Annotated in this window: 21 protein-coding genes and 1 pseudogene; 8 read left to right on the plus strand and 14 right to left on the minus strand. The window is 62.8% G+C overall.

Features of this window, described 5'->3' with window-relative positions; translation table 11 throughout:
- Positions 1-309 precede the first annotated feature (309 nt).
- The 6 genes from ACWGS9_RS26215 to ACWGS9_RS26240 form a co-directional block, all read right to left on the minus strand.
- Complete coding sequence (locus tag ACWGS9_RS26215; protein ID WP_454507990.1) at positions 310-777, minus strand: DUF1203 domain-containing protein; 468 nt, start codon at positions 775-777, stop codon at positions 310-312.
- A 147-nt stretch (positions 778-924) separates the two neighbouring features.
- Positions 925-1482, minus strand: coding sequence for an OmpA family protein (locus ACWGS9_RS26220; protein ID WP_454507991.1), 558 nt, complete (start codon positions 1480-1482; stop codon positions 925-927).
- 83 nt (positions 1483-1565) lie between these two features.
- Positions 1566-2129 carry a GNAT family N-acetyltransferase gene (locus tag ACWGS9_RS26225; protein WP_454508012.1) on the minus strand — a complete coding sequence of 188 codons (564 nt, stop codon included), beginning with the start codon at positions 2127-2129 and terminating at the stop codon, positions 1566-1568.
- Positions 2129-2980 (minus strand): 3-mercaptopyruvate sulfurtransferase, encoded by an 852-nt coding sequence (gene sseA / locus ACWGS9_RS26230; protein ID WP_454507992.1) that lies wholly within the window; start codon positions 2978-2980, stop codon positions 2129-2131. Before sseA ends, ACWGS9_RS26225 begins: the two co-directional genes overlap by 1 nt.
- A 26-nt stretch (positions 2981-3006) precedes the next feature.
- Positions 3007-3750: an alanyl-tRNA editing protein gene (locus tag ACWGS9_RS26235; protein WP_454508013.1), complete on the minus strand. Its 744-nt coding sequence runs from the start codon at positions 3748-3750 to the stop codon at positions 3007-3009.
- Positions 3750-4784: a cysteine synthase A gene (locus ACWGS9_RS26240; protein WP_454507993.1), complete on the minus strand. Its 1035-nt coding sequence runs from the start codon at positions 4782-4784 to the stop codon at positions 3750-3752. The genes ACWGS9_RS26235 and ACWGS9_RS26240 overlap by 1 nt, the downstream gene beginning before the upstream one ends.
- Positions 4785-4975: 191 nt before the next feature.
- Here ACWGS9_RS26240 and ACWGS9_RS26245 point away from each other — a divergent pair, with 191 nt between their 5' ends.
- Together ACWGS9_RS26245 and ACWGS9_RS26250 are read left to right on the plus strand one after the other, a co-directional pair.
- Positions 4976-5824: an SDR family NAD(P)-dependent oxidoreductase gene (locus tag ACWGS9_RS26245; protein ID WP_454507994.1), complete on the plus strand. Its 849-nt coding sequence runs from the start codon at positions 4976-4978 to the stop codon at positions 5822-5824.
- 69 nt (positions 5825-5893) lie between these two features.
- A complete protein-coding gene (locus tag ACWGS9_RS26250; protein WP_454507995.1) occupies positions 5894-6883 on the plus strand; it encodes an alpha/beta hydrolase in 990 nt (329 codons plus the stop codon).
- Between the two features lie 58 nt (positions 6884-6941).
- Here the strand turns inward: ACWGS9_RS26250 and ACWGS9_RS26255 are convergent, their stop codons facing one another.
- The 3 genes and pseudogenes from ACWGS9_RS26255 to ACWGS9_RS26265 form a co-directional block, all read right to left on the minus strand.
- Positions 6942-8414, minus strand: coding sequence for a DEAD/DEAH box helicase (locus ACWGS9_RS26255; RefSeq protein ID WP_454507996.1), 1473 nt, complete (start codon positions 8412-8414; stop codon positions 6942-6944).
- Positions 8415-8789: 375 nt separating this feature from the next.
- The gene (locus tag ACWGS9_RS26260; RefSeq protein ID WP_454507997.1) at positions 8790-9056 is read right to left on the minus strand and encodes a type II toxin-antitoxin system RelE/ParE family toxin; all 267 of its coding nucleotides are present in this window, start codon (positions 9054-9056) and stop codon (positions 8790-8792) included.
- A 6-nt stretch (positions 9057-9062) separates the two neighbouring features.
- Positions 9063-9298 (minus strand): annotated as a pseudogene (locus ACWGS9_RS26265) (transcriptional regulator).
- 141 nt (positions 9299-9439) lie between these two features.
- Between ACWGS9_RS26265 and ACWGS9_RS26270 the strand changes: the two are divergent.
- From ACWGS9_RS26270 to ACWGS9_RS26280, 3 genes are all read left to right on the plus strand, one after another.
- Positions 9440-10972 carry an acyl-CoA carboxylase subunit beta gene (locus tag ACWGS9_RS26270; RefSeq protein ID WP_454507998.1) on the plus strand — a complete coding sequence of 511 codons (1533 nt, stop codon included), beginning with the start codon at positions 9440-9442 and terminating at the stop codon, positions 10970-10972.
- A gap of 19 nt (positions 10973-10991) precedes the next feature.
- Entirely contained in the window at positions 10992-11933 is a 942-nt protein-coding gene (locus ACWGS9_RS26275; protein ID WP_454507999.1) for a glycosyltransferase, read from the plus strand.
- A gap of 329 nt (positions 11934-12262) precedes the next feature.
- Positions 12263-13030 carry a glycosyltransferase family 9 protein gene (locus tag ACWGS9_RS26280; protein ID WP_454508000.1) on the plus strand — a complete coding sequence of 256 codons (768 nt, stop codon included), beginning with the start codon at positions 12263-12265 and terminating at the stop codon, positions 13028-13030.
- 93 nt (positions 13031-13123) lie between these two features.
- Here the strand turns inward: ACWGS9_RS26280 and ACWGS9_RS26285 are convergent, their stop codons facing one another.
- Positions 13124-14638 (minus strand): NAD(P)H-hydrate dehydratase, encoded by a 1515-nt coding sequence (locus ACWGS9_RS26285; protein WP_454508014.1) that lies wholly within the window; start codon positions 14636-14638, stop codon positions 13124-13126.
- A gap of 348 nt (positions 14639-14986) precedes the next feature.
- Here ACWGS9_RS26285 and ACWGS9_RS26290 point away from each other — a divergent pair, with 348 nt between their 5' ends.
- Together ACWGS9_RS26290 and glnA are read left to right on the plus strand one after the other, a co-directional pair.
- Complete coding sequence (locus ACWGS9_RS26290) at positions 14987-15325, plus strand: P-II family nitrogen regulator (protein WP_018428041.1); 339 nt, start codon at positions 14987-14989, stop codon at positions 15323-15325.
- A gap of 49 nt (positions 15326-15374) precedes the next feature.
- On the plus strand, positions 15375-16784 hold the full coding sequence (gene glnA / locus ACWGS9_RS26295) for a type I glutamate--ammonia ligase (protein ID WP_224509847.1): 1410 nt from the start codon (positions 15375-15377) through the stop codon (positions 16782-16784).
- A 161-nt stretch (positions 16785-16945) separates the two neighbouring features.
- Here the strand turns inward: glnA and ACWGS9_RS26300 are convergent, their stop codons facing one another.
- Both ACWGS9_RS26300 and ACWGS9_RS26305 read right to left on the minus strand, forming a co-directional pair.
- Complete coding sequence (locus tag ACWGS9_RS26300; RefSeq protein ID WP_454508001.1) at positions 16946-17095, minus strand: hypothetical protein; 150 nt, start codon at positions 17093-17095, stop codon at positions 16946-16948.
- A gap of 142 nt (positions 17096-17237) precedes the next feature.
- Complete coding sequence (locus tag ACWGS9_RS26305) at positions 17238-18278, minus strand: glutamine synthetase beta-grasp domain-containing protein (protein ID WP_454508002.1); 1041 nt, start codon at positions 18276-18278, stop codon at positions 17238-17240.
- A gap of 313 nt (positions 18279-18591) precedes the next feature.
- Here ACWGS9_RS26305 and ACWGS9_RS26310 point away from each other — a divergent pair, with 313 nt between their 5' ends.
- Positions 18592-18786 carry a DUF2735 domain-containing protein gene (locus tag ACWGS9_RS26310; RefSeq protein ID WP_454508003.1) on the plus strand — a complete coding sequence of 65 codons (195 nt, stop codon included), beginning with the start codon at positions 18592-18594 and terminating at the stop codon, positions 18784-18786.
- A gap of 75 nt (positions 18787-18861) precedes the next feature.
- Here the strand turns inward: ACWGS9_RS26310 and ACWGS9_RS26315 are convergent, their stop codons facing one another.
- Together ACWGS9_RS26315 and ACWGS9_RS26320 are read right to left on the minus strand one after the other, a co-directional pair.
- Complete coding sequence (locus tag ACWGS9_RS26315; RefSeq protein WP_454508004.1) at positions 18862-20751, minus strand: MFS transporter; 1890 nt, start codon at positions 20749-20751, stop codon at positions 18862-18864.
- Between the two features lie 448 nt (positions 20752-21199).
- On the minus strand, positions 21200-21991 hold the full coding sequence (locus ACWGS9_RS26320; protein ID WP_454508005.1) for an ATP12 family chaperone protein: 792 nt from the start codon (positions 21989-21991) through the stop codon (positions 21200-21202).
- Positions 21992-22008: the final 17 nt, after the last annotated feature.

Genomic DNA, 22008 nt, shown 5'->3' on the forward strand with positions numbered 1-22008 from the left:
TTGCGATCTGCCGCCGGTCCATCCGCGGTCGACAAATCATCAACCATTACTTTTTAGCGCGGTAGTACGACGGGAATACGACAGTCTTGAAATGCGCCCGGTCTTGATCTTCCCGGCCATTATGCGTGCTTGTGTGAAATGCTTCACATTCGCTCCGCGGGAAAGTTGCCTAGACACGTGCCGTTACTGGCGGCCTGAGCTGCTCGCCGGGTCGGACAAGTCCGGCCCGGACAGCACTTGCCGACAGCTTCTGTCACAGACCCTCCAACGGCCCGCCAGACCATCGGCGGGCTTCTTTTTTGGTTTGGGTCATGCCCGCTCGATGCGGCATTGATAGCAGTTGTTCCGCGCCGAGCGGACATGTATGTAGGCGACGTCGTCGCGGGCGAGCAGCGTTTCCGCGCGGGCGGCAATATCGCCCGTCGGCGTGACGGCGCCGGTGCCATAGACGATGCGATCGTCGATGCCATAGCCCCTGACGATATAGTCGCTGCCTTCGAGCATCTCCGGCAGCGCATCCCCTTCGGCGGTGCGCTCGCATTCCTCGGCATGCAGGAAGATCGGGCCGGTTTCGGCGTAGGGCTGCAGCTCCGGGAACGGCCGGTAGGCTACGATCAGGTAGCCTTCGCCTGCCGCAACATTCTTCATGCAGTGCCTGCAGGGCACGCCGTCGCCGTCGGAAATCCGGTGCTCGGGGGTGCGGCCGTAGGCATCGGGCCCTCCCTGCTGCAAGGCGCGCACGGCTTCGGTCGGCAAGGCTTTGAACTGGATGCTCATGGCAAAATCTCCGGTGTCGATATCCGGAAACTATGCCCCCTCGACGAGGGCTCCCACCCGATTCCTGACGGGCGGCCTGCGCGTATGAATGAGCCCGGCTGCTTTGAGCAACCGGGCTCTCGATCACCGGCATTATCGGCTTGAGCGTTACCGCACGAAATCGTCGAAGCGGCGCAGCGTCACGCGGCGGTTGCGCCAGTTCTCCTGCTGGGTCTGCACAAGCAGGAATTCCTCGCCATAGCCAACGGTCTCCAATGCGAAGGCGGGAACGCCGAACGCGCCTGCCAGCGTCCGCTTCAGGGAGGCGGCGCGGCGTTCGGACAGGACCTGGTTCGATTCGAAAGAGCCCACGGCGTCGGTGTGACCCTCGATCTGGATACGGGCGCCGCGGTCGCGTCGCAGGATGCGATGCAGCGCATCGGCAATGATTTCGACCTTGCCGTATTGCGAGGGCGCGATGGCGGCCGAGCCGAACTCGAAATTGATCGACTGGATGTCGATCGAACGCGCCATGCGCCGAAGATCCGGCCGGCGCTTGAACTCACGAATGGTGACACGCTCGTTGGGGCGCAGCTTCTTTCTGGGGGCAGCATCGAGCTGGCGCTCGATGGTCGCGGCGGAGGGCGTGGTCGCCTGCGCGGATGCCAGGCTCGGCATGGCAATTGCCGCAATCACGGCCACGGCAAATGTACGTCGGGTCAACATGTCTTTCTCCTATTAGCTCGGCCTCGTAATGCGACCGGACAATGGCAAAGACAGCCTGAAGCGGCGATGAACGAGGTGTTCAACTAGGCTCGCATGACGCTGGCCGAACGCTCGGCGAAGGTCAGCGGATGCACGACTTCCTTCTTTTGCGCCACCGGCGTGAAGCCGAGCTTCTGATAAAGCGGCAGAGCCGCCGGATGGTCGAGCGTGCAGGTCTGCACGGTGACACGCCTTGGTCCATGTACCCAGGCCGCCGAGATCGCCGCACCGAGGAACCAGCGGCCGATGCCCTGGCCATGCGCATGCTCCATCATGCCGAAATAGGCGAGCTCCACTTCGTCCGGCAGATGCGGCTTGAGGTCGAAGAAGCCGGCGGGAGCGCCGTCGAGATAGAGCACCCGGATGTCACGGTCCTCGCGGTGCAAGCCGGCGGCAAGCTCCTCGTCGCTTAGCCTGAGCACATTGACCCAGTGCCATTTGCGCCCAACGCGATCCATCAAATAGCGATAAAAATGGAGCGGGATATCCTTCGTCTTCAACAGCGCTATCTGGCGGTTGTAGGGGATTGGCGGCGAAATCGCCGGCGCGGCATGCATCTCCAGGAACGTGACCGTGACGTCGATATCTTGCAGCGCGCCGTTTTCCATCATTGTTTCCCCGTCACCACCGGCGTGTCGATAAGACCGCCCCATTCTGTCCAGGAACCGTCGTAAAGCCGGTTGTCGCTATGGCCGAGCGTCTCAAGCGCCAGCGTGATCGCCGCCGCCGTGATGCCCGAGCCGCAGGACGTGACAACCGGCTTCGACAGGTCGATGCCGGCACCCTCGATCACCTTGCGCAAGCGGTCCTTGGACAGCAGCTCGCCATTTTCGGCAAGCGCCGTGATCGGGACATTATGCGCACCCGGCATGTGGCCTGAACGGACACCCGGGCGCGGCTCCGGATCGGTTCCGGCAAAACGGCCGGCCGAGCGCGCGTCGGCGATCTGGCTCTCGCGGCCGTCGACGATCCCGCGCATCTCGTCGAGGCCGACGACCCCGCCTGCATCGAAATCGGCATGGAAGATGCTCGGCGCGATCTTTGTCGGCTCAGCCGTCACGGGTCGCCCCTCGGCCCTCCAGCGATCGATGCCGCCGTTCAGGATGTAGACCTGGAAAACGCCCATGACCCGGAACATCCACCAGGCGCGCGGCGCCGAGAACAGGCCCGGCCCATCATAGACGACGATGGTGTCGTCGGCCGAAACGCCCATGGCGCCGACATATTGGGCGAAGTGCTGCGGCGACGCCAGGGTGTGCGGCAGTTTCGAATCCGGATCGGAAACCGCATCCTGATCGAGGAAGCGCGCGCCAGGGATATGAGCGGCGTCGTACTCGGCGCGGGCATCGCGCTTCTGCGCCGGCAGATACCAGGAGGCGTCGATGATGGTGAGGCCGGGCTCGCCCAGCCGCTTCTGCAGCCAGTCGGCGTCGACGATGAAAGGACTGTCCTGCGCCATTCTTCTTCTCCCTGCCCCGCGCTCGTTCAGTTCGCCGGCATCGGCCCGAAGCGGATGCGGAAGCGTCGGTTCTCGCGGCCTTTCTTCTCGATCTTGCCGATATGGATCTCGCCGACCTCGCCGGTCGATTTCACATGCGTGCCGCCGCATGGCTGGCTGTCGATCGAGCCGTTGTCGCCGATACAGACCAGTCGGATTTTTCCGGTGCCAACAGGCGGGCGGACGTTTTTCGATTTGACCAGGCCGGGATTGGCGGCGAGCTCGTCGTCGGTGATCAGCCGGGTGAAGATCGGATGGTCGGCGCGCACCAGCTCCATCAGCCGAGCCGTCACATCCTCCCTGGTGAAGCCGGCGTCGGGAATGTCGAAGTCAACACGGCTGTCGTTTTCGGCGACCGCCGCCCCGGTGATCGGAAATGGACAGACCACGGTCAGCAGGTGACAGGCGGAGTGCATGCGCATCAAAAGGTGCCGCCGCTCCCAGTCGATAAGAAGCTTCAGCTTTTCACCGACCGACGGCAGCGCCTGATCCGCCGCCGGCACGTGGATGATCTCGTCCTTGGTCTCGCCGGTGATCGTGGCGGCGATCGCGATGCGGCCGCCGTCGGCTCGCTCGAACATCCCGGTGTCGCCCGGCTGCCCACCGGACGTTGCGTAAAAGACTGTACGGTCGAGGAGGATGCCGCCACGGTCGTTGACCGCGACGACCTCGGCCTCCGCCGTCTTCTGATAGGCGTCGTCACGAAACAGCGCCACGGTTTTCCGGGCCATCATGCCACCTTTTCGAACGGCACCGAAATGTCGGCCTTCTCTTCCATCCAGCCCGGCACCGGAAGATTCTTGCTGCGCAGGAATTCCGGATTGAACAGCTTCGACTGATAGCGTGTCCCATAGTCCGCGAGGATTGTCACAATGGTGTGGCCAGGGCCGAGCTCGCGCGCCAGCCGAATGGCGCCTGCGATGTTGATGCCGGTCGAGCCGCCGACGCAGAGCCCCTCTTCCTGGATCAGGTCGAAGATGATGGGCAACGCTTCCTCATCCGGGATCTGGTAGGAGAGGTCCGGCGTGAACCCGTCGAGATTGGCGGTGATGCGGCCCTGGCCGATACCTTCGGTGATCGAGCTGCCATCGGATTTCAGTTCGCCGCTGGTGTAGAAGCTGTAGAGCGCGGCGCCCAGCGGATCGGCTAGCGCGATCTTTACATCCTTGCTTTTGCCCTTGAGCCCGATCGCAACGCCGGCGAGCGTGCCGCCGGAGCCGACGGCCGAGACGAAGCCGTCGATCTTGCCGCCGGTCTGAGCCCAGATCTCCTGCGCGGTCGTGTGGATATGGCCGTCGCGGTTGGCGACATTGTCGAACTGGTTGGCCCAGATCGCGCCGTTCGGCTCCGATCGCGCCAGTTGCTCGGCAAGGCGGCCCGACAGTTTTATGTAATTGTTGGGGTTCTTGTAGGGCACGGCCGGCACCTCGATGAGCTCCGCGCCCAGGATCTTGATCACGTCCTTCTTTTCCTGGCTCTGCGTGTCGGGGATGACGATCACGGTGCGGTAGCCGAGCGCCTTGGCGACCAGCGTCAAGCCGATGCCGGTGTTACCGGCAGTGCCTTCGACGATGAGCCCTCCAGGCTTGAGGAACCCACGCTGCTCGGCATCGCGAATGATGAACAGGCCGGCCCGATCCTTCACCGACTGCCCCGGATTCATGAACTCGGCCTTGCCGAGGATCTCACAGCCGGTCGCTTCCGAAGCCTTGTTGAGCCGAATCAGGGGCGTGTTGCCGATCGCTTCGATCACAGAACGGGGCATGCGGGATTCCTTTATGTGTGCGGCGAGACCCTAAAAACCGGACGCCGCGGTTTCAAGGCAAGATTTTGCCTGGTCCAGTCGCATTCCAGACGCTGCAATGCTCGCGATCATTTCGACGCCAAGCGCAAAAGCGCTCTTTTCATTCGATTTCTTCGCCGCTAGAGCAAGCCCTAACATTCACAGGACATCGCATGACACTCTACCGGGCCAATCCGAAGGACGGTGTCGCCTGGATCACGGGCGGCAGCAGCGGCCTTGGCCGCGCATTGGCCAAGGATCTCGCCAATCAAGGCTATGCCGTCGCTGTGACTTCGCTGCCGGAAGATCGGGCCGACACGCTGATCGTCGAAACGGCGCAAATGTCTGGACATGTGAAGTCCTTTCCGTGCGACGTGACCGACGAGCATGGCATGGCGCGCACGGCGGCGGCAATCGAGGAGCAGATGGGGCCCATCGTGCTTGCCGTCTTCAACGCCGGCAACTATATCGCCACACCCGGCGAGAATCTGGTTGTGCGCGATTTCCACCGTTCCTTTGCCGTGAACTATTTCGGCATCGTCAACGGCGTGGTGCCCGTCGTCGAGCACATGCGGGTACGCGGACGCGGCCATGTCGTTCTGGTCGGATCGGTCACCGCCTATTCCGGCTGGCCGACAACAGCGGCCTATGGCGGCACCAAGGCCGCGATCAACATCCTGGCGGAGTCGTTGAAATACGACTTCGACAAGATGAACATCCGCGTCCAGGTCATCAATCCGGGGTTCGTCGACACACCGCTGACCGAAAAGAACAAGCTGCCGATGCCGGGTCTCATGCCCGTGCATCGAGCGTCGCGCCGCATGGCCCGCGGCATCAAGAAGGGCGGCTTCGAAGTCACCTTCCCGCACCGCATAAGCTTGCCGTTGAAGCTGCTCGGCCTGCTGCCGCGGCCGATCGGCCGCTTTGTCATCGGCCTGACCACCAGCTGGTGGGGGCGGCCGTTGTATTTCGATCGCAGGCTGCCTGGCGACAAAGATCCGTCCCGCGACAAGGCGACATAAGCCGGCGAAACAGCGATTGCTTGCCGTCAGGGACGGCCATAGGTTGAGAATCATTGCCTGGAGACTGTAATGGGGCGGCGGATCGTGCTTGCGGTGCTTGGTCTTGCAGTCGTCCTGGTAGTCGGTTTCTTCCTCGGCCCCCGCGTGCCGGTCGATACGACAATCCGGTTCAATCCGTCGGTGATCGGCGACGATCCGCAGGCCTATCTGGCGCGTGAAGAGGCTGCCGTACCTAACATCCGCGACGGGCTCGACAAGGAAATCATCTGGGCGAACCCGATGGTCCATGCCAAGACGCCTTTGGCCATTGTCTACATCCACGGGTTTTCCGCCTCGAAGGGCGAGGTCCGCCCCTTGCCGGACGACATTGCGGATGAACTGGGCGCCAACCTCTTCTACACCCGCCTGACTGGTCACGGCCAGGACGGCGCGGCCATGGCCGAAGGCAGCGTCAATGCCTGGGTCAACGACTATGAGGAGGCTTTGGCCATCGGCCGCGACATCGGCGACAAGGTGATCGTCATCGGAACCTCGACCGGCGGCTCGCTGGCGGCATGGGCGGCGACACAGCCGGACGCTTCGAAAGGCGTCGCGGCGGTCGCATTCATATCCCCGAATTTCGGCGTCAAGGCCTCCGGCGCCGAGTTGCTGACCATGCCCTGGGGTGGGCAGCTCGCCGAGCTTGTCGGCGGCAAGGAGCGCAGTTTCCCGGCGCGCAACGCGCTCCACGAAAAATTCTGGACCACGAAATACCCCATGAAGGCGGTGCTGCCGATGGCCGCGCTCACCGAGCTCGCTTATGCCGCGCCGGTCGAGAAGGCAAAAATCCCTGCCCTGTTCATCTTCTCGGATTCCGACAAGGTGGTGCGGCCCGATCGGACGCGCGAGATCGCCGGGCGCTGGGGTGCCCCGCACGAGCTGGTGCCGGTCGACGACACCGGCGATCCGGACAATCACGTCATCGCCGGCGATGTGCTGTCGCCGCAGACCACGGCCTTTCTCACGCAGCGCATCGTGGTGTGGGTGAAGGCGCTGATGCAGCAGCAATCAAGCCAGTGAAATGAAAAACGGCCGGAGCGAAGGCTCCGGCCGTTTCGATTTGATCGAGCGAGGAAACTCAGGCCGCCCGATTGGCCGGACGCTTGCCGCCGAAGCGGCGCTTGTTGTTGCCCTTGAAACGCTTGAAGCCACCATCGGGCTTGCGCTCGCCACTCGGCTGCGTGCCTGCCGGACGCTCGCCCTGCGGCTTTGACGCGAATTGGCGCTCACCGCCAGGCTTGCCGCCAAATCGCTGCTTGCCGGATCCGTTGTTGCCGGGACGACGCCCGTCGCGACGGCCGCCATGATGCTCGCGGTCATTGGCCGGTTCGAAATGGCGCTCGGCCTTTTCCTTGGGGTCGCGCTGCGGATCCGGGCTGCCGAGATGGTCGGCGACGACAGGCAGCTTGGCGCGAATGATACGCTCGACCTGCCGCAGCTTGGCGTTCTCCGAAGGATCGCACAGCGTGATCGCGATGCCGTCCCTGCCGTTGCGGCCGGTGCGGCCGATGCGGTGGACATAGCTTTCAGCCTCGTCCGGCAGGTCGAAATTCACGACATGGCTGATGCCGGGCACGTCGATGCCGCGCGCCGCGATGTCGGTCGCGACCAGGATGCGCACCGAACCGTCGCGGAAATCGTTGAGCGCCTTCTGGCGGGCGTTCTGCGACTTGTTGCCGTGGATGACGGCGGCGTCGAAGCCGTCGCGGGCGAGGTCCTTGGTGACGCGGTCGGCGCCGTGCTTGGTGCGCGAGAACACGATCACCGAGCGCATCGCCTCGTCGGCCAGCATCTTGGACAGCACCTGGCGCTTCTGCTTGGTGCGCGCAAGCACCACGCTCTGCACGATCTCGGCAGCTGCCGTGCTCTGCGGCGCGACCTCGATGCGGACCGGGTTCTTCAACAGGCCCTTGGCGAGCTCGGCGATCTCATCCGGCATGGTGGCCGAAAACAGCGCAGTCTGGCGGTCGGGCGCGGTCGCCTTGGCGATGCGCTTGACGTCGTTGATGAAGCCCATGTCGAGCATGCGGTCGCCTTCGTCGAGCACCAGCCATTTGGTGTCGGCAAGGATGAGATCGCCCTCGCGCACCAGATCTGTCAGCCGGCCCGGTGTGGCGATCAGGATGTCGACGCCCGGCGCGATCTTCTTCACCTGGCTGAAGCGCGAAACGCCGCCCAGCACGAGCGCGGTGGAGACATGAGCGCCCTTGGCCAGGATCTTGATGGTCTCTTCGATCTGCACGGCCAATTCGCGCGTCGGCGCCAGAATCAGCGCCCGCGTCGTCTTGGCACGCCGCTTGGTGCCGAGCCCGATGATCTTGGACAGGATCGGCAGCGCGAAGGCCGCCGTCTTGCCCGAACCGGTCTGGGCGATGCCGAAAATGTCGCGCCCTTCGAGCTGCGGCGGGATCGCCTGCGTCTGGATCGGCTTCGGATCGGCAAAGCCCGCGGCATGGGTCGCCTTGAGCAGCGCGCCCGAAATTCCCAGAGCGGCAAAGCCCGAGAGCTGTGTGGCGGAACCGTTCAGTTCCGCGGAGTTTTCATTGGTCAAAATAATCTTCTTTCACGCGGCCTGTGGCCGCAAACATCAATGGCGGCAGGGCGCAACCTGCCGTCGGATAAACTGTCATGGAACGACAAGGCGGCGGACGCGTCGCGTCCGCTCGGCTGCGCTGTCGTGCCCGCAAGCATCATGCCTCGGGGCTTTTTCGCCATCTTGCCGATCGGCCGAGGCCGAAGTGCCGAAAAGAGGGAAAACAGACGCAACCAGTCTCATTCGTCGAGAAGGCCGGTGAGTCCGGCCCAAGCGCCTATGAAGCTGCATATGGCCGAGTTCGCCTTGAAATGCAAGGGCTTCATGTTGCAACGCAGCAAAACAGCTAAAAAGTGGCGGAGTTTCTCTCATTAAACTTCATCCGGCCATTTCCTAGCACCGTGTTGAACGAACAGAATTTCTGTCTGATTGTCGCCCCACTCGATATGCAACGAGGTAGGGTGTGTCCGGGATCACCAGTTCACGAGTGCCTTTGATCTCACCAACCCGTCCGATGAACGGATTGGCGGACAATAACCGTGCGGTCTTTGAGTGAATCTCATTGACGATTCGGGCGGCAGCCCTTGGGTTATATTGGGCGATGTAGTCGCCGATTGATGCAAGCTCGGTCAGATAGTGTCGGGTCCAGACAATTCGCACAGAGCGTTATGCCTGACCGTATTTATTCAATACGACTGCTATTTCTTCCTCATTTGCGAAGTCACCACGATCGGCGGACTCGATCCCCGCTTGGACGCCGGCGATCCACTTTTCTTGCCACGCCAGAGAACGGCCATGGGAGAGTGCATCCTCAATGATTTGGTCACGGGTGAGCGTCAACCGGGAGGTCACATTTCGATCCGACGATTCAAGTCTTCGGATATTTCTACGTTGTTCTTCATTGGCTCATTCTGCCATATCTGGCGAACGACTGCCAAGGCGTATCGCGCAGCGGCGATCGCGTGGGGCGCTGCTGAAACGCAATGCTTGCGCTCGCCCGCACGCGTCATTACCACATTTGCAGCCCGCGCAGGAGACCGACCATGAAGGACGTGCTGAAGGAACTCGAGCGCCGCCGCGAGATCGCCCGCATGGGCGGCGGCAAGGACCGCATCGAGGCGCAGCACAAGAAGGGCAAGCTCACCGCCCGCGAGCGTATCGAGATCTTTCTCGACGAGGGCTCGTTCGAAGAGTTCGACATGTATGTCGAGCACCGGTCGACCGATTTCGGCATGGAGAAGACCAAGATCGCCGGAGACGGCGTCGTCACCGGCTGGGGCACCGTCAATGGGCGCCCGGTCTATATCTTCGCCAAGGATTTCACCGTGTTCGGCGGTTCGCTGTCGGAGGCGCATGCCGAAAAGGTCATCAAGGTCCAGGAGATGGCGCTGCGCAACCGCGCGCCGATCATCGGCCTCTATGATGCCGGCGGCGCGCGCATCCAGGAGGGCGTGGCGGCGCTCGGCGGCTACGCGGAGATATTCCAGCGCAACGTGCTTGCCTCAGGCGTCATCCCGCAGATTTCGCTGATCATGGGTCCCTGCGCCGGCGGCGACGTCTATTCGCCTGCCATGACCGATTTCATCTTCATGGTTCGCGACACCTCCTACATGTTCGTCACCGGGCCGGACGTGGTGAAGACGGTGACCAATGAGACGGTAACGGCCGAAAGCCTCGGCGGCGCCAGTGTACACACCACCAAATCCTCGATCGCCGACGGCGCCTATGACAACGATGTCGAGGCGCTCTTGCAGATGCGCCGGCTGATCGACCTGCTGCCGGCATCCAACACGGCCGAGATCCCGGAGGTCGAATGCTACCAGTCGGTGACGGACCATGACCTGTCGCTCGACCGGCTGATCCCCGACAATGCCAACAAGCCCTACGACATCAAGGAGCTGATCCTGAAGGTTGCCGACGAAGGCGATTTCTTCGAGATACAGCAGAGCTTTGCCAAAAACATCGTCACCGGCTTCGGCCGGGTCGAAGGCCGCACGGTGGGCTTCGTCGCCAATCAGCCGATGGTGCTCGCCGGCGTGCTGGATTCCGACGCCAGCCGCAAGGCGGCGCGTTTCGTGCGCTTTTGCGACTGCTTTTCGATTCCGATCGTCACCTTCGTCGACGTACCGGGTTTCCTGCCAGGCACCGCGCAGGAGTATGGCGGGCTGATCAAGCACGGCGCCAAGCTGCTCTTTGCCTATGCCGAGGCGACCGTGCCGAAGATCACCGTCATCACCCGCAAGGCCTATGGCGGCGCCTATGACGTGATGGCGTCAAAGCATTTGCGTGGCGATATGAACTATGCCTGGCCGACGGCACAGATCGCCGTGATGGGCGCAAGGGGCGCGGTCGAGATCATCTATCGCAAGGATATCGGCGATCCGGAGAAAATTGGCGCACATACAAAGGCTTACGAGGATCGCTTCCTGTCGCCTTTCGTGGCCGCCGAACGCGGCTATGTCGACGAGGTGATCATGCCGCATTCGACACGGCGGCGCGTGGCGCGAGCGCTGCGCATGCTGCGCAACAAGGATATGCAGAACCCCTGGAAGAAGCACGACAACATTCCGTTGTGAGAAGCTGCACCGACAAGAAATGCGAATAACCCTTGCAGCTCAGAGCCTTATTCCAGCCAAGGGCTATGGCGGAACGCAACGCCAGGTCGAATGGCTGATCACCGAACTGGTCAGGCTCGGACACCATGTCGTCCTGATCGCCGCGCCGGGATCGTCGCATCCGATGTGCGAGGTCAGGCATGCGGTCAGCGATGCCGAATGCAGGTCGGCCATCCCGCGCGACACGCAGATCGTCAACCTCCACGCCTGGAAGGTCGAGGTCCCCTTCCCGACGCTCAACACCGAGCACGGCCATCTTCCGGATTACCCGCGGCCGCAGTCAAACTGGAACTTCCTCAGCGCCCGCCATGCCGCGCTGCACGGCCGCAAGACCTTCGTCTATAACGGGTTTCCGGCTGACGCCTACCGGCTGGCGCCTTCGAAGAACGACCACCTGTTCTTCATGGCGGCCATCGCGCGGGCCGGAAAGGGGTTGAACCGGGCGGTGGATCTTGCCAGTAAGTTCGATTTCACCCTCGATATCGCCGGCGGATCGCGCTGGAAGCTGCTCGGCCGCAGCAAGACGCGTCGCGAGGGCGTGTTCTTCAAGAGCCTTTCCGCCCGCTACCGGTTTCACGGCATGGTCGATGGCCAGGACAAGTTGCGCCTGCTGGGGGCATCGAAGGCGTTCCTCAACCCGATCTCCTGGGAAGAGCCTTTTGGCATGGCGCAGGTCGAGGCCATGCTGTGCGGCACGCCCGTGCTCACCACGCCGCGCGGCGCGCTCCTGGAAACCGTCGATGCGGATACCGGCCGCTTCTTCGAGACCGACGAGGAGTTCGGGCGCGGTTTTGCCCAGGTCGGAGGCCTGTCGGCGCGACGATGCCGCCAGTCGGCCGCCGACAGGTTCCCGATCGAGAAGACGGCGAAAGCCTATCTGGAACTCTATGCCCGCATCCTTGATGGCGAAGCGCTTCCGTGACAAATCACCGGCATGCTCGCCATTGGCGGCGCTTGGTCCGGATCGAAAAGGTAGCGCCTGTTGCGTCCCATCCTCGTCTTCTGCTTGCCGGCGATCGGTGACTTCATCCGTTGCCATTCGGCAATCCAAGATCCTCGCTGAGAAGTTTCCCGGACATCCGATCGACGTCGCCACCTCGCCGCTTGCCGCGCCGCTGGCGCGGTTGATGCCGCCTATCCGCAAGACCTGGATCGTCGGGAAGCACTGGAGGCCGGGGCTGAAAGAACGGGCAGGCCTGGCGCGCGAAATCCGCAAGGAGAACTACCAGGCGGCCTATTTTCCCCGGCCGAATGCTCACCAGCAGCACCAAGGCCGCGCTTGTGCCATGGCTGGCCGGCATACCGGAACGCATCGGCTATCCGCGCGAGTTTCAGTTCGGCATCATCAACCGCCTGCCGGCGGGCTGGCCGAAGAGCTTCGTGGCTTTCGGCCCGCGCAAGACAAGATTGTCCGAGCAGGTCTGCGCGATCGCGATGCTGGGTGAGAAGCCTGGCGATGACATGCGGTTGCCTGCGCCGCAGATGGCGGTTTCGGCCGCGGAACTTTCTGATTGGCGCGCCCGGCACGGCATCGATCCAGCAAGGCCGGCGCTGACGCTCTATACCGCCGCTTTCACCAACTTCCGCTCATGGCCGGCGGAGCGTTTCATCTCGGTAGCGAAGGATCACGCCCGGCGCGGCTGGTCGGTCTGGCTCATCGGCGGCCCGCGGGAACGCGAGGCCGCCGCCCAGATCCGGGCTGCGCTCCCGGAGGCGGTGGATTTCACATTGACACCGCAACTCACCGACGCCATCTGCCAGATCGCCGCCTCGACTGTCTTCCTCGGCGTAGATGGGGGGCTTTGCCATGCGGCCGCTGCCCTGGGCGGACCATGCGTGCTCATCTTCGGATCGAACCGTTCCTACGAGACCGGACCGGTGAACGACCAGGTCCGCTATCTCGAGCCGCCGATTTCGACGCCAAGCTGGGTCTACGACATACGAGGGGTCAGCGAGGAACGCGTTCTTGCCGCTTTGGCCGACGCCGTGGCGCAATCGCGCTCCGGGCAGGAGGCCTGACCTATTCCTCGGCTGCCGCGCCAAAGCCGGCGCCCATGCTCGCGCGAGCCGTGGTCGTCCATGGCTGTGATGCGCATCTGGAAAACCGGCCGCTCATCGGGCGCACTCCATCAACTCCCGCAGCACCGGCACCATAGCCAGGGGCAGGTCTTCGGCTATCAAACCCGGCCCAAAACGGCTGCCCGCTTCGGCATGTATCCAGACCCCGGCGCTAGCCGCTTCGAAAGCCGGCATGCCTTGAGCAAGCAAGCCGGCGATAATGCCTGCCAGCACGTCGCCCGAACCGGCGGTGGCAAGCCACGGCGCGCCATTGCTGTTGATCGCAGCGCGGCCATCCGGCGATGCGATCACGCTGTCGGCGCCCTTATAGACGATCACGGCGTTGGAACGCTCTGCGGCGGCACGTGCCTTGGCCAGCTTGGACAGTGCCTTGTCGCCTGCAATGTCCGGAAACAGCCTGCCGAACTCGCCCTCATGCGGCGTCATGACCAGCGCCGGCGCGTCCGGCCTGCCGGCAGCCTCAAACAGCGTCGTGGCCGCATTGCGAAAAGACGTGATGCCGTCGGCGTCGAGCACAAGGCCCTCGACACCGCCGTCCTGCCGTTTCCCGGCAAGCACTGCAAGGGTGAAATCGCGCGCCTTGTCGCCGATGCCGAAGCCGGGACCGAGGACAAAGGTCGACGGCCGGCGATCGCCGATAAGGTCATGCACATCCTCGATCGCGTCGACCTTGCGCAGCATGATCGAAGTGAGATGCGCAGCGTTGACCTGCATGGCGTTCGCCGGAGAGAGCACGGTGACAGCCCCTGCCCCGCTTCGGGCTGCCGCAAGTGCCGCAAGGCGTGCCGCGCCCGTCGCGGATGGTCCGCCCGAAAAGACGCTCGTGTGACCACGCCTGTATTTGTGCGCGTCGACGGCCGGCACAGGGAAGCTCGCGATCCAGAGCCCGGGTCGGTTCTCGAAGGCTCGTGGCGCGAGCTCATCGATAATCTCGTCACGAATGCCGATGTCGGCCAACACGATCTCGCCGCATCGCTCGCGGCCGGGCAGCAGCAGGTGTCCGGGCTTCTTTCGTGCGAAGGTCACTGTGAGGATCGCGCGAAATGCCGCGCCGAGAACTTCGCCGTTGTCACCGGAAACGCCCGAAGGCAGGTCGACGGCCACCACCGGCAGATCCAGCTCGGTCACTGCCTGAACTGCTTTGGCGGCATCCCCCGAGAGCGGCTTTGACAGGCCGGCTCCATAGAGCGCGTCGACCACGAGCGAGCCAGGTTCCGCCTGAAAAGCCGACAATGGCCGCCGCTCGATCCGACATTCGGCGGCCGCGAGCGCGGCGTCGCTGCCCGCCCGCGGTTCGCTCGTTACCCACAGCGCCACGCTGACGCCGGCCTCGGCCAGCAGCCGCGCCACGACATAACCGTCACCGCCATTGTTGCCGGGGCCGCACATCACATGCACCCGTGCCGACGCCGGGTAGCGCGCCAGCATCACCGCGGCAACCGCCTCGCCGGCGCGTCGCATCAGTCCGTAGCCGTCGAGCGGCCCGGCCGCGATCGCCAGCCTGTCCGCCGTGGCCATTTCGGCCGGGGAAAGAAGTTCATTGCGCATGGGATTGCCGATCTTCATGCGATCAAGCATTGTCCAGTTTTCGGTTCGAAGCAAACCACCGCGACCGCGCGTCATCTTGCTAACGAGGTCGTATCCGGGAGGGGGTCTGCCTGCAAATTGCGCTGCCTGCCCATTTTTTGCGCAGACGTGAGGAGGAGCGATGTATAGGGTTTGGGCGTCCATGACGCATCCGATGCAGCGGATGACGCGAATTTGCATCCGAATGCGGCATGGGGTCGAAAACGCCCCTCACCGCCTGCACTCCTCAGGATTGGCACGGTTCGTGCTTGATGGAGGCGCAAGCGGGGCACACAACCCGTCTTCTTGGCAGTGGAGGCCACTTTTTACATGAAAAAGATCGAAGCGATCATCAAGCCATTCAAGCTGGACGAAGTGAAGGAAGCGCTTCAAGAGGCCGGACTGCAAGGCATCACCGTCACCGAAGCCAAGGGTTTCGGCCGCCAGAAGGGCCACACCGAACTTTATCGCGGCGCCGAATATGTCGTCGACTTCCTGCCCAAGGTGAAGATCGAAGTGGTGCTCGGCGACGAGGCCGTCGAAGGCGCCATCGAGGCCATCCGCAAGGCGGCGCAAACGGGCCGCATCGGCGATGGAAAAATCTTCGTCTCCAACATAGAGGAAGTCGTGCGCATCCGCACCGGCGAGACCGGCATCGACGCCATCTGACCCGAACCTTCAATCCATTCCGGACGTCATCACACAGGGAAGAAATGACATGACGACAGCCAAAGACATCATGAAGCAGATCAAGGACAACGACGTAAAATTCGTCGACCTGCGCTTCACCGATCCGCGGGGCAAACTGCAGCATGTGACGATGGATGTCGTCGAGGTCGAGGAAGACATGTTCGCCGACGGCGTCATGTTCGACGGTTCCTCGATCGCCGGGTGGAAAGCGATCAATGAGTCCGACATGGTGCTGATGCCGGATACGGACACCGTCCACATGGATCCGTTCTTCGCCCAGTCGACCATGGTCATCCTGTGCGACATTCTCGATCCGGTCTCCGGCGAGGCCTACAATCGCGATCCGCGCGGCACCGCCAAGAAGGCCGAGGCCTATATGAAGTCGGAAGGCATCGGCGACACAATCTATGTCGGCCCGGAAGCCGAGTTCTTCGTGTTCGACGACGTCAAGTACAAGGCCGATCCCTACAACACCGGCTTCCGCCTCGACTCGACCGAACTGCCCTCCAACGACGACACCGACTACGAGACCGGCAATCTCGGCCACCGTCCGCGCATCAAGGGCGGCTATTTCCCGGTGCCGCCGATCGATTCCTGCCAGGACATGCGATCCGAAATGCTGACCGTGCTCGCTGAAATGGGCGTGCGGGTCGAAAAGCACCACCATGAGGTCGCCGCCGCCCAGCACGAACTAGGCATCAAGTTCGACACACTGGTGCGCAACGCCGACAAGATGCTGATCTACAAGTATGTCGTGCACCAGGTCGCCAACGCCTACGGCAAGACGGCCACCTTCATGCCGAAACCGGTGTTCGGCGACAACGGCTCGGGCATGCATGTCCACCAGTCGATCTGGAAGGGCGGCAAGCCGACCTTCGCCGGCAACGAATATGCCGGCCTGTCTGAGAGCTGCCTCTATTACATCGGCGGCATCATCAAGCACGCCAAGGCGATCAATGCCTTCACCAACCCGCTCACCAACTCCTACAAGCGTCTGGTGCCGGGCTACGAGGCGCCGGTGCTGCTCGCCTATTCGGCGCGCAACCGCTCGGCTTCCTGCCGCATTCCGTTCGGCAGTTCGCCGAAGTCGAAGCGCGTCGAGGTCCGCTTCCCCGATCCGGGCGCGAACCCATACCTCGGCTTTGCAGCCATGCTGATGGCCGGCCTAGACGGCATCAAGAACAAGATCCATCCCGGACAGCCTATGGACAAGGATCTTTACGACCTGCCGCCGAAGGAATTGAAGAAGATCCCGACCGTCTGCGGCTCGCTGCGCGAAGCGCTGCAGAGCCTCGACAAGGACCGCGGCTTCCTGAAGGCCGGCGGCGTCTTCGACGACGACCAGATCGACTCTTATATCGAGCTGAAAATGGCCGAGGTCATGCGCTTCGAAATGACCCCGCACCCGGTCGAGTACGACATGTACTATTCGGTCTAAGTTTCTGATCGGATAGACGATTCGGCCCTTGGAAGGTTCTCCCTTCCAAGGGCTTTTCATTTTTGGAGACGGATTTTCGCGCCTATGGTTTCCAAGCGGCAAAAAAGAACCCCGGCTTTCACCGGGGTTCTCGCAAGGACAGGCCGTCGGAGGGCTGACGCCTATCCCGCAAGCTCGTCGGGGCCGTGCAGGGTCCAGTTCGCGCGGCGCGACGGGAACAGCAGGTAATAGATCGCCGCGACCGCCATGATCGCCAATGTCGCACCCCTGCCCTGCCGCATGCCAAGCTGGTCGCAGCACTCAAATCGCATGGCGTCATTGCCGGGTGGCGGGCTGCGGGGAGAGCCCTCTCGTCGGTAGCTGCCATGCGAAAAAAGCCCCGGCGTTTACCGCCGGAGCTTCTTTTTCGTTCTCGTCGCGCCACAGGCTTGCAGCCTGCGCTGCCGAAACAGGTCAGGCTGCGGCGGAAACCTTCGCGTCGGTCGAAACCTCCGAGATCGTCTTCAGGACCTGCGAGGCGATCTGGTAGGGGTCGCCCTGGGAATTCGGGCGGCGGTCTTCCAGATAGCCCTTGTAGTCATTCTTGACGAAGGAATGCGGCACACGGACCGACGCGCCGCGGTCCGCGACGCCGTAGGAGAACTTGTTCCACGGCGCGGTCTCGTGCTTGCCGGTCAGGCGCTTGTCGTTGTCCGGACCGTAGACGGCGATGTGATCCATCAGGTTCTTCTCGAACTGCGCCATCAGCGCCTCGAAATAGGCCTTGCCGCCGACTTCGCGCATGTAGCTGGTCGAGAAGTTGCAATGCATGCCCGAGCCGTTCCAGTCGGTGTCGCCGAGCGGCTTGCAGTGGAACTCGATGTCGATGCCGTATTTTTCGGTCAGGCGCAGCAGCAGGTAACGCGCCATCCACATCTGGTCGGCGGCCTTCTTGGAGCCCTTGCCGAAAATCTGGAACTCCCACTGGCCCTTCGCCACTTCGGCGTTGATGCCTTCATGGTTGATGCCGGCGGCCAGGCAGAGGTCGAGGTGCTCGTCGACGATCTGGCGCGCGACGTCGCCGACATTCTTGTAGCCGACGCCGGTGTAATACGGGCCCTGCGGGGCCGGATAGCCGCTCTCCGGGAAGCCGAGCGGACGGCCGTCCTTGTAGAAGAAATACTCCTGCTCGAAGCCGAACCAAGCTCCCTCGTCATCGAGAATGGTCGCGCGGCTGTTCGATACATGCGGCGTGACGCCATCGGGCATCATGACTTCGCACATCACCAGAACACCGTTGCTGCGGGCCGGATCCGGATAGAGCGCCACCGGCTTCAGCACGCAGTCGGAGCTGCGGCCCTCTGCCTGGTTGGTGGAGGAACCATCGAAGCCCCACAGCGGCAGCTGCTCGAGCGTCGGGAACTCGGCAAACTCCTTGATCTGGGTCTTGCCGCGCAGATTGGGGGTCGGGGTGTAGCCGTCGAGCCAGATATACTCGAGCTTATACTTGGTCATTCCAGTGCCTCTCGTTGCTAGGACGCCGCAAGTGGGCGGCATCAATGCATGGCCGAACCGCGCCGGCCTGCCGATGATTAAAATGCAAGTCGTATGCCACTCCCATTCCATGGGGTGCGGCAAAATGGTCATGACAAAGCGTTGATTTTGCTGAGCCGCCTCTGCAATGCGCCCGGATCGTTCAGTTGCCATTTTTGCTTATAAATTAGGCATTTGCTGATCTTTTCATAGTCATATTGCCTAAAGGAATCGCAGGACCTATTTTGCTGGGAAGGTGAATCGACAAGCTTCCCAGGAAGCAAGGAGACCGGCCATGCAAGTCACGCCATCGCGTTCGTCGGCAAAAATCCTGATGTTCCCACTTGCAGCTCGCAAGTCTGCCTCAAATTTAGGCGCCAAGGCCAAATTCGCGGCAGAACTTGCAGCGCTTCGCGGCGAACAAGCCGACTTCGATGGCTGGTATCACGAAGCGGCCGTCGAGGAAGAGAACCAGCAGCACAAGAGCTGACCGCTTCTTCCCGGTCGCACGAAAAACCCGGCGTGATCACTCGCGCCGGGCTTTTCGTTGCAGATGATCGATCGGCTACTGCTTGGCGTGCAGATCGGTACCGAGCGTATCCCTGACGAAGATCATGCCGATGATGAGCGACATCGCCGCGATGATCACCGGGTACCAGAGGCCATAATAGATATCGCCTTTATAGGCGCTGAGCGCGAACACCGTCGCCGGCAGCAGGCCGCCGAACCAGCCATTGCCGATGTGGTAGGGCAGCGACATGCCGGTGTAGCGGATGCGGGTCGGGAACATCTCGACCAGGATCGCCGCGATCGGTCCGTAGACCATGGTCACGAGCAGCACCAGAAGGAACAGGATGCCGATCGTCATCGGCCAGTTGATGGCGGCCGGATCGGCGGTCATCGCGAAGGGGCCGCCACCTGGAATGTTGTAGACGGTGACGTCCGGCGCGCCGGCTGCCTCGTCCTTGGTCAAGAGCTTGTCGGTGATCGCCTTGTCGGTCGCAACCGTCGTCTTCTCGCCGCCGCGGATGGCTGCGGCATCGAGCTTCAGTTCCGGATTGGCTGCGATGAAGGCGTCGAGTTTCTGGTCCGGAACCTTGGCCGCGGCACGCTTCAGCGGATAGCCGCCGTCCCGCAGCGACGTGTTCACCGCTTTCTGGAAGGCGGCCTCCTTGGCCTTGGCCTGGTCGCCGGCGGCGACGGCGTCATAGGACTCCACCGTCTCGCTGCCAACCTTGACCGTGGCCGCCGTGCCGGGTGCCGCCGTCGTGACGACATCGTAAGGCACCGAGTTCTTGGTCAGGAACGAAGTTGCTATGTCGCAGGATGTCGTGAACTTCGCCGTGCCGACCGGATTGAACTGGAACTTGCAGTCGCCGGGTGCAGCCGTCACCGTCGCGCGGGTGTTCTGCTGGGCGGTGGCCAAAGCCGGATTGGCGGCCCAGGTCAGCGCCTTGAACAGAGGGAAGGTGCCGACGATGCCGAGTGCAAGGCCTGCCATGATGATGGGCTTGCGGCCGATCTTGTCCGACAGCCAGCCGAACACGACGAAGAAGATCGAGCCGACGGCCAGCGCGATCGCGATCATGATGTTGACCGACTGCGCGTCGACCTTCAGCACGTTGGTAAGGAAGAAAAGCGCATAGAACTGGCCGTTGTACCAGATCACCGCCTGGCCGGCGGTGAGGCCGAGCAGCGCCAAAAGCGCGATCTTGGCGTTCTTCCACTGGCCGAATGCTTCCGTCAGCGGTGCCTTGGAGCCCTTGCCCTCTTCCTTCATGCGCTGGAAGGTCGGCGACTCCGAGAGCGACACCCGGATCCAGACCGAAACGGCAAGCAGCGCGAAAGAGACGATGAAGGGAATGCGCCAGCCCCAGGCGGCGTAGGTTTCCTTGCTGAGCGATCCCTGCACGATCAGGATGACGATCAGCGACAGGAACAGGCCGAGCGTCGCCGTCGTCTGGATCCAGGATGTGTAGAAGCCGCGGCGGTCGTCGGGCGCGTGCTCGGCGACATAGGTCGCGGCACCGCCATATTCACCGCCGAGCGCCAGGCCTTGCAGCATGCGCAGCCCGATCAGGATCACCGGAGCTGCGATGCCCCAGCTCGCATAACCGGGCAGCAGGCCGACCAGGAAGGTCGACAGGCCCATGATCGTCATGGTGACGAGGAAGGTGTATTTGCGGCCGACGAGGTCGCCGATGCGGCCGAAAAGCAGCGCGCCGAACGGGCGAACAAGGAAGCCGGCGGCAAAGGCGAGCAGCGCGAAAATGTTGCGCGTCGCCTCCGGAATCGTCGGGCTGAAGAAGGTCGAGCCGATGAAGGCCGCCAGCGAGCCGTAGAGATAGAAGTCGTACCATTCGAAAACGGTGCCGAGCGACGAGGCGAAGATGACTTTCTTCTCCTCCCGCGTCATGCCGCGGCTGGTTCCGCCGGCGGTCGAAGCCATTGCCATTCAAATATCCTCCCGTGAGATCCCGTCTGTCCTCGGTGGCTGCGCGCCATCGTCCGCGCTCCTCCGAACCCGGACTCGAAAAACGCAGCCAACGAAGAAAAAAATGACAGAAAGGGCGGGCGAAAGGCACCGCGACGATGGGATTATGACTTTGGTATTAGGTGCGCTGCGAAAGCGGCGCGGCGCTTGGAGTGGCTCAGCCCTGGTGGATCGCCGATCCACTCCAAGTTTGTTTTACGCAATCCCGGACGAAGGGCTACGGCGAAGTCGCCGAGCCCAGCCGCGGCGCACTTTTCCTGGAATTGCTGTTTTCTTTTGTCGCAATTCCGGACGGAAGGCTACGGCGAAGTCGCCGAGCCCAACCGCGGCGCACTTTTCCTGGAATGGCTGTTTTCTTTTTGTCGCAATTCCGGACGGAAAACCGCGGCGCACTTTTCCTGGAATTGCTTTAGCCTTGCAGTGCCTCGAGCAGGCTGACCGCCGCCATCATGTCGCGTTTGCGGGCCGAGCGGCGCGCAACGGCCTCGGCATCATGGCCCCAGTGCTCGATCTGCCAGTCCTCGTCGACATGGCCGGCGGCCCAGGCTTCCTCACCATCGAGCTCGCCGAAATCGACGGCCAGCGCCAGCAGCGCCGAACCGGTCAGCGCGGTCATGACATGGAGGGCGGCCAGCCGCATCGGCTCGGAACGCTGGCCAAGATGCACGCCGAGGACGGCGATGGCTTCGCGCGGCTGCTCGACATGGATGACGCCTTCGGCAAGGTTGAAGCGCGCGCCGAGATGGCCTTGTGCCCAGTCCAGCACCGGGTCCCATAGCTTGTTCTGACGGTCGACCAGGCCTTGCGGACCATCGGCGCGGTAGCAGAGCAGATCGGACGAGGCGAAGCGCAGGACATCCTCCAGCACCGCCTGCGGGTCGGAGGCGACGCCGTCGATGGCGGTGTTGACGAGGCGCATGACCGGCATCGTGACGGGATCGATGACCTCAACCTGCGCGCTGAATTCATCGGCCACCAGCGCGGCCGCCTTTTCGGTCGGCAGCACCGTCACGGCCTTGCCCGGTGTGCGCACCGGCCTGCCGTCGAGATGCACGGCAAAGCCACCTTCCGCCGGGACGACCGAAACGGCCTTATAAAAACGCTTCGGTAGCGGCGTCTTCATCTGGATCTGGGCGCGGCGCACCGGATCGGGATCGGAAAGCAGTTTTCCGGCTTCGAGGTCTTCGAGGATGTCGCGCATGTCGAACTCCTTAAAGC

The organism is Mesorhizobium sp. Arg314 (genome assembly GCF_053714275.1).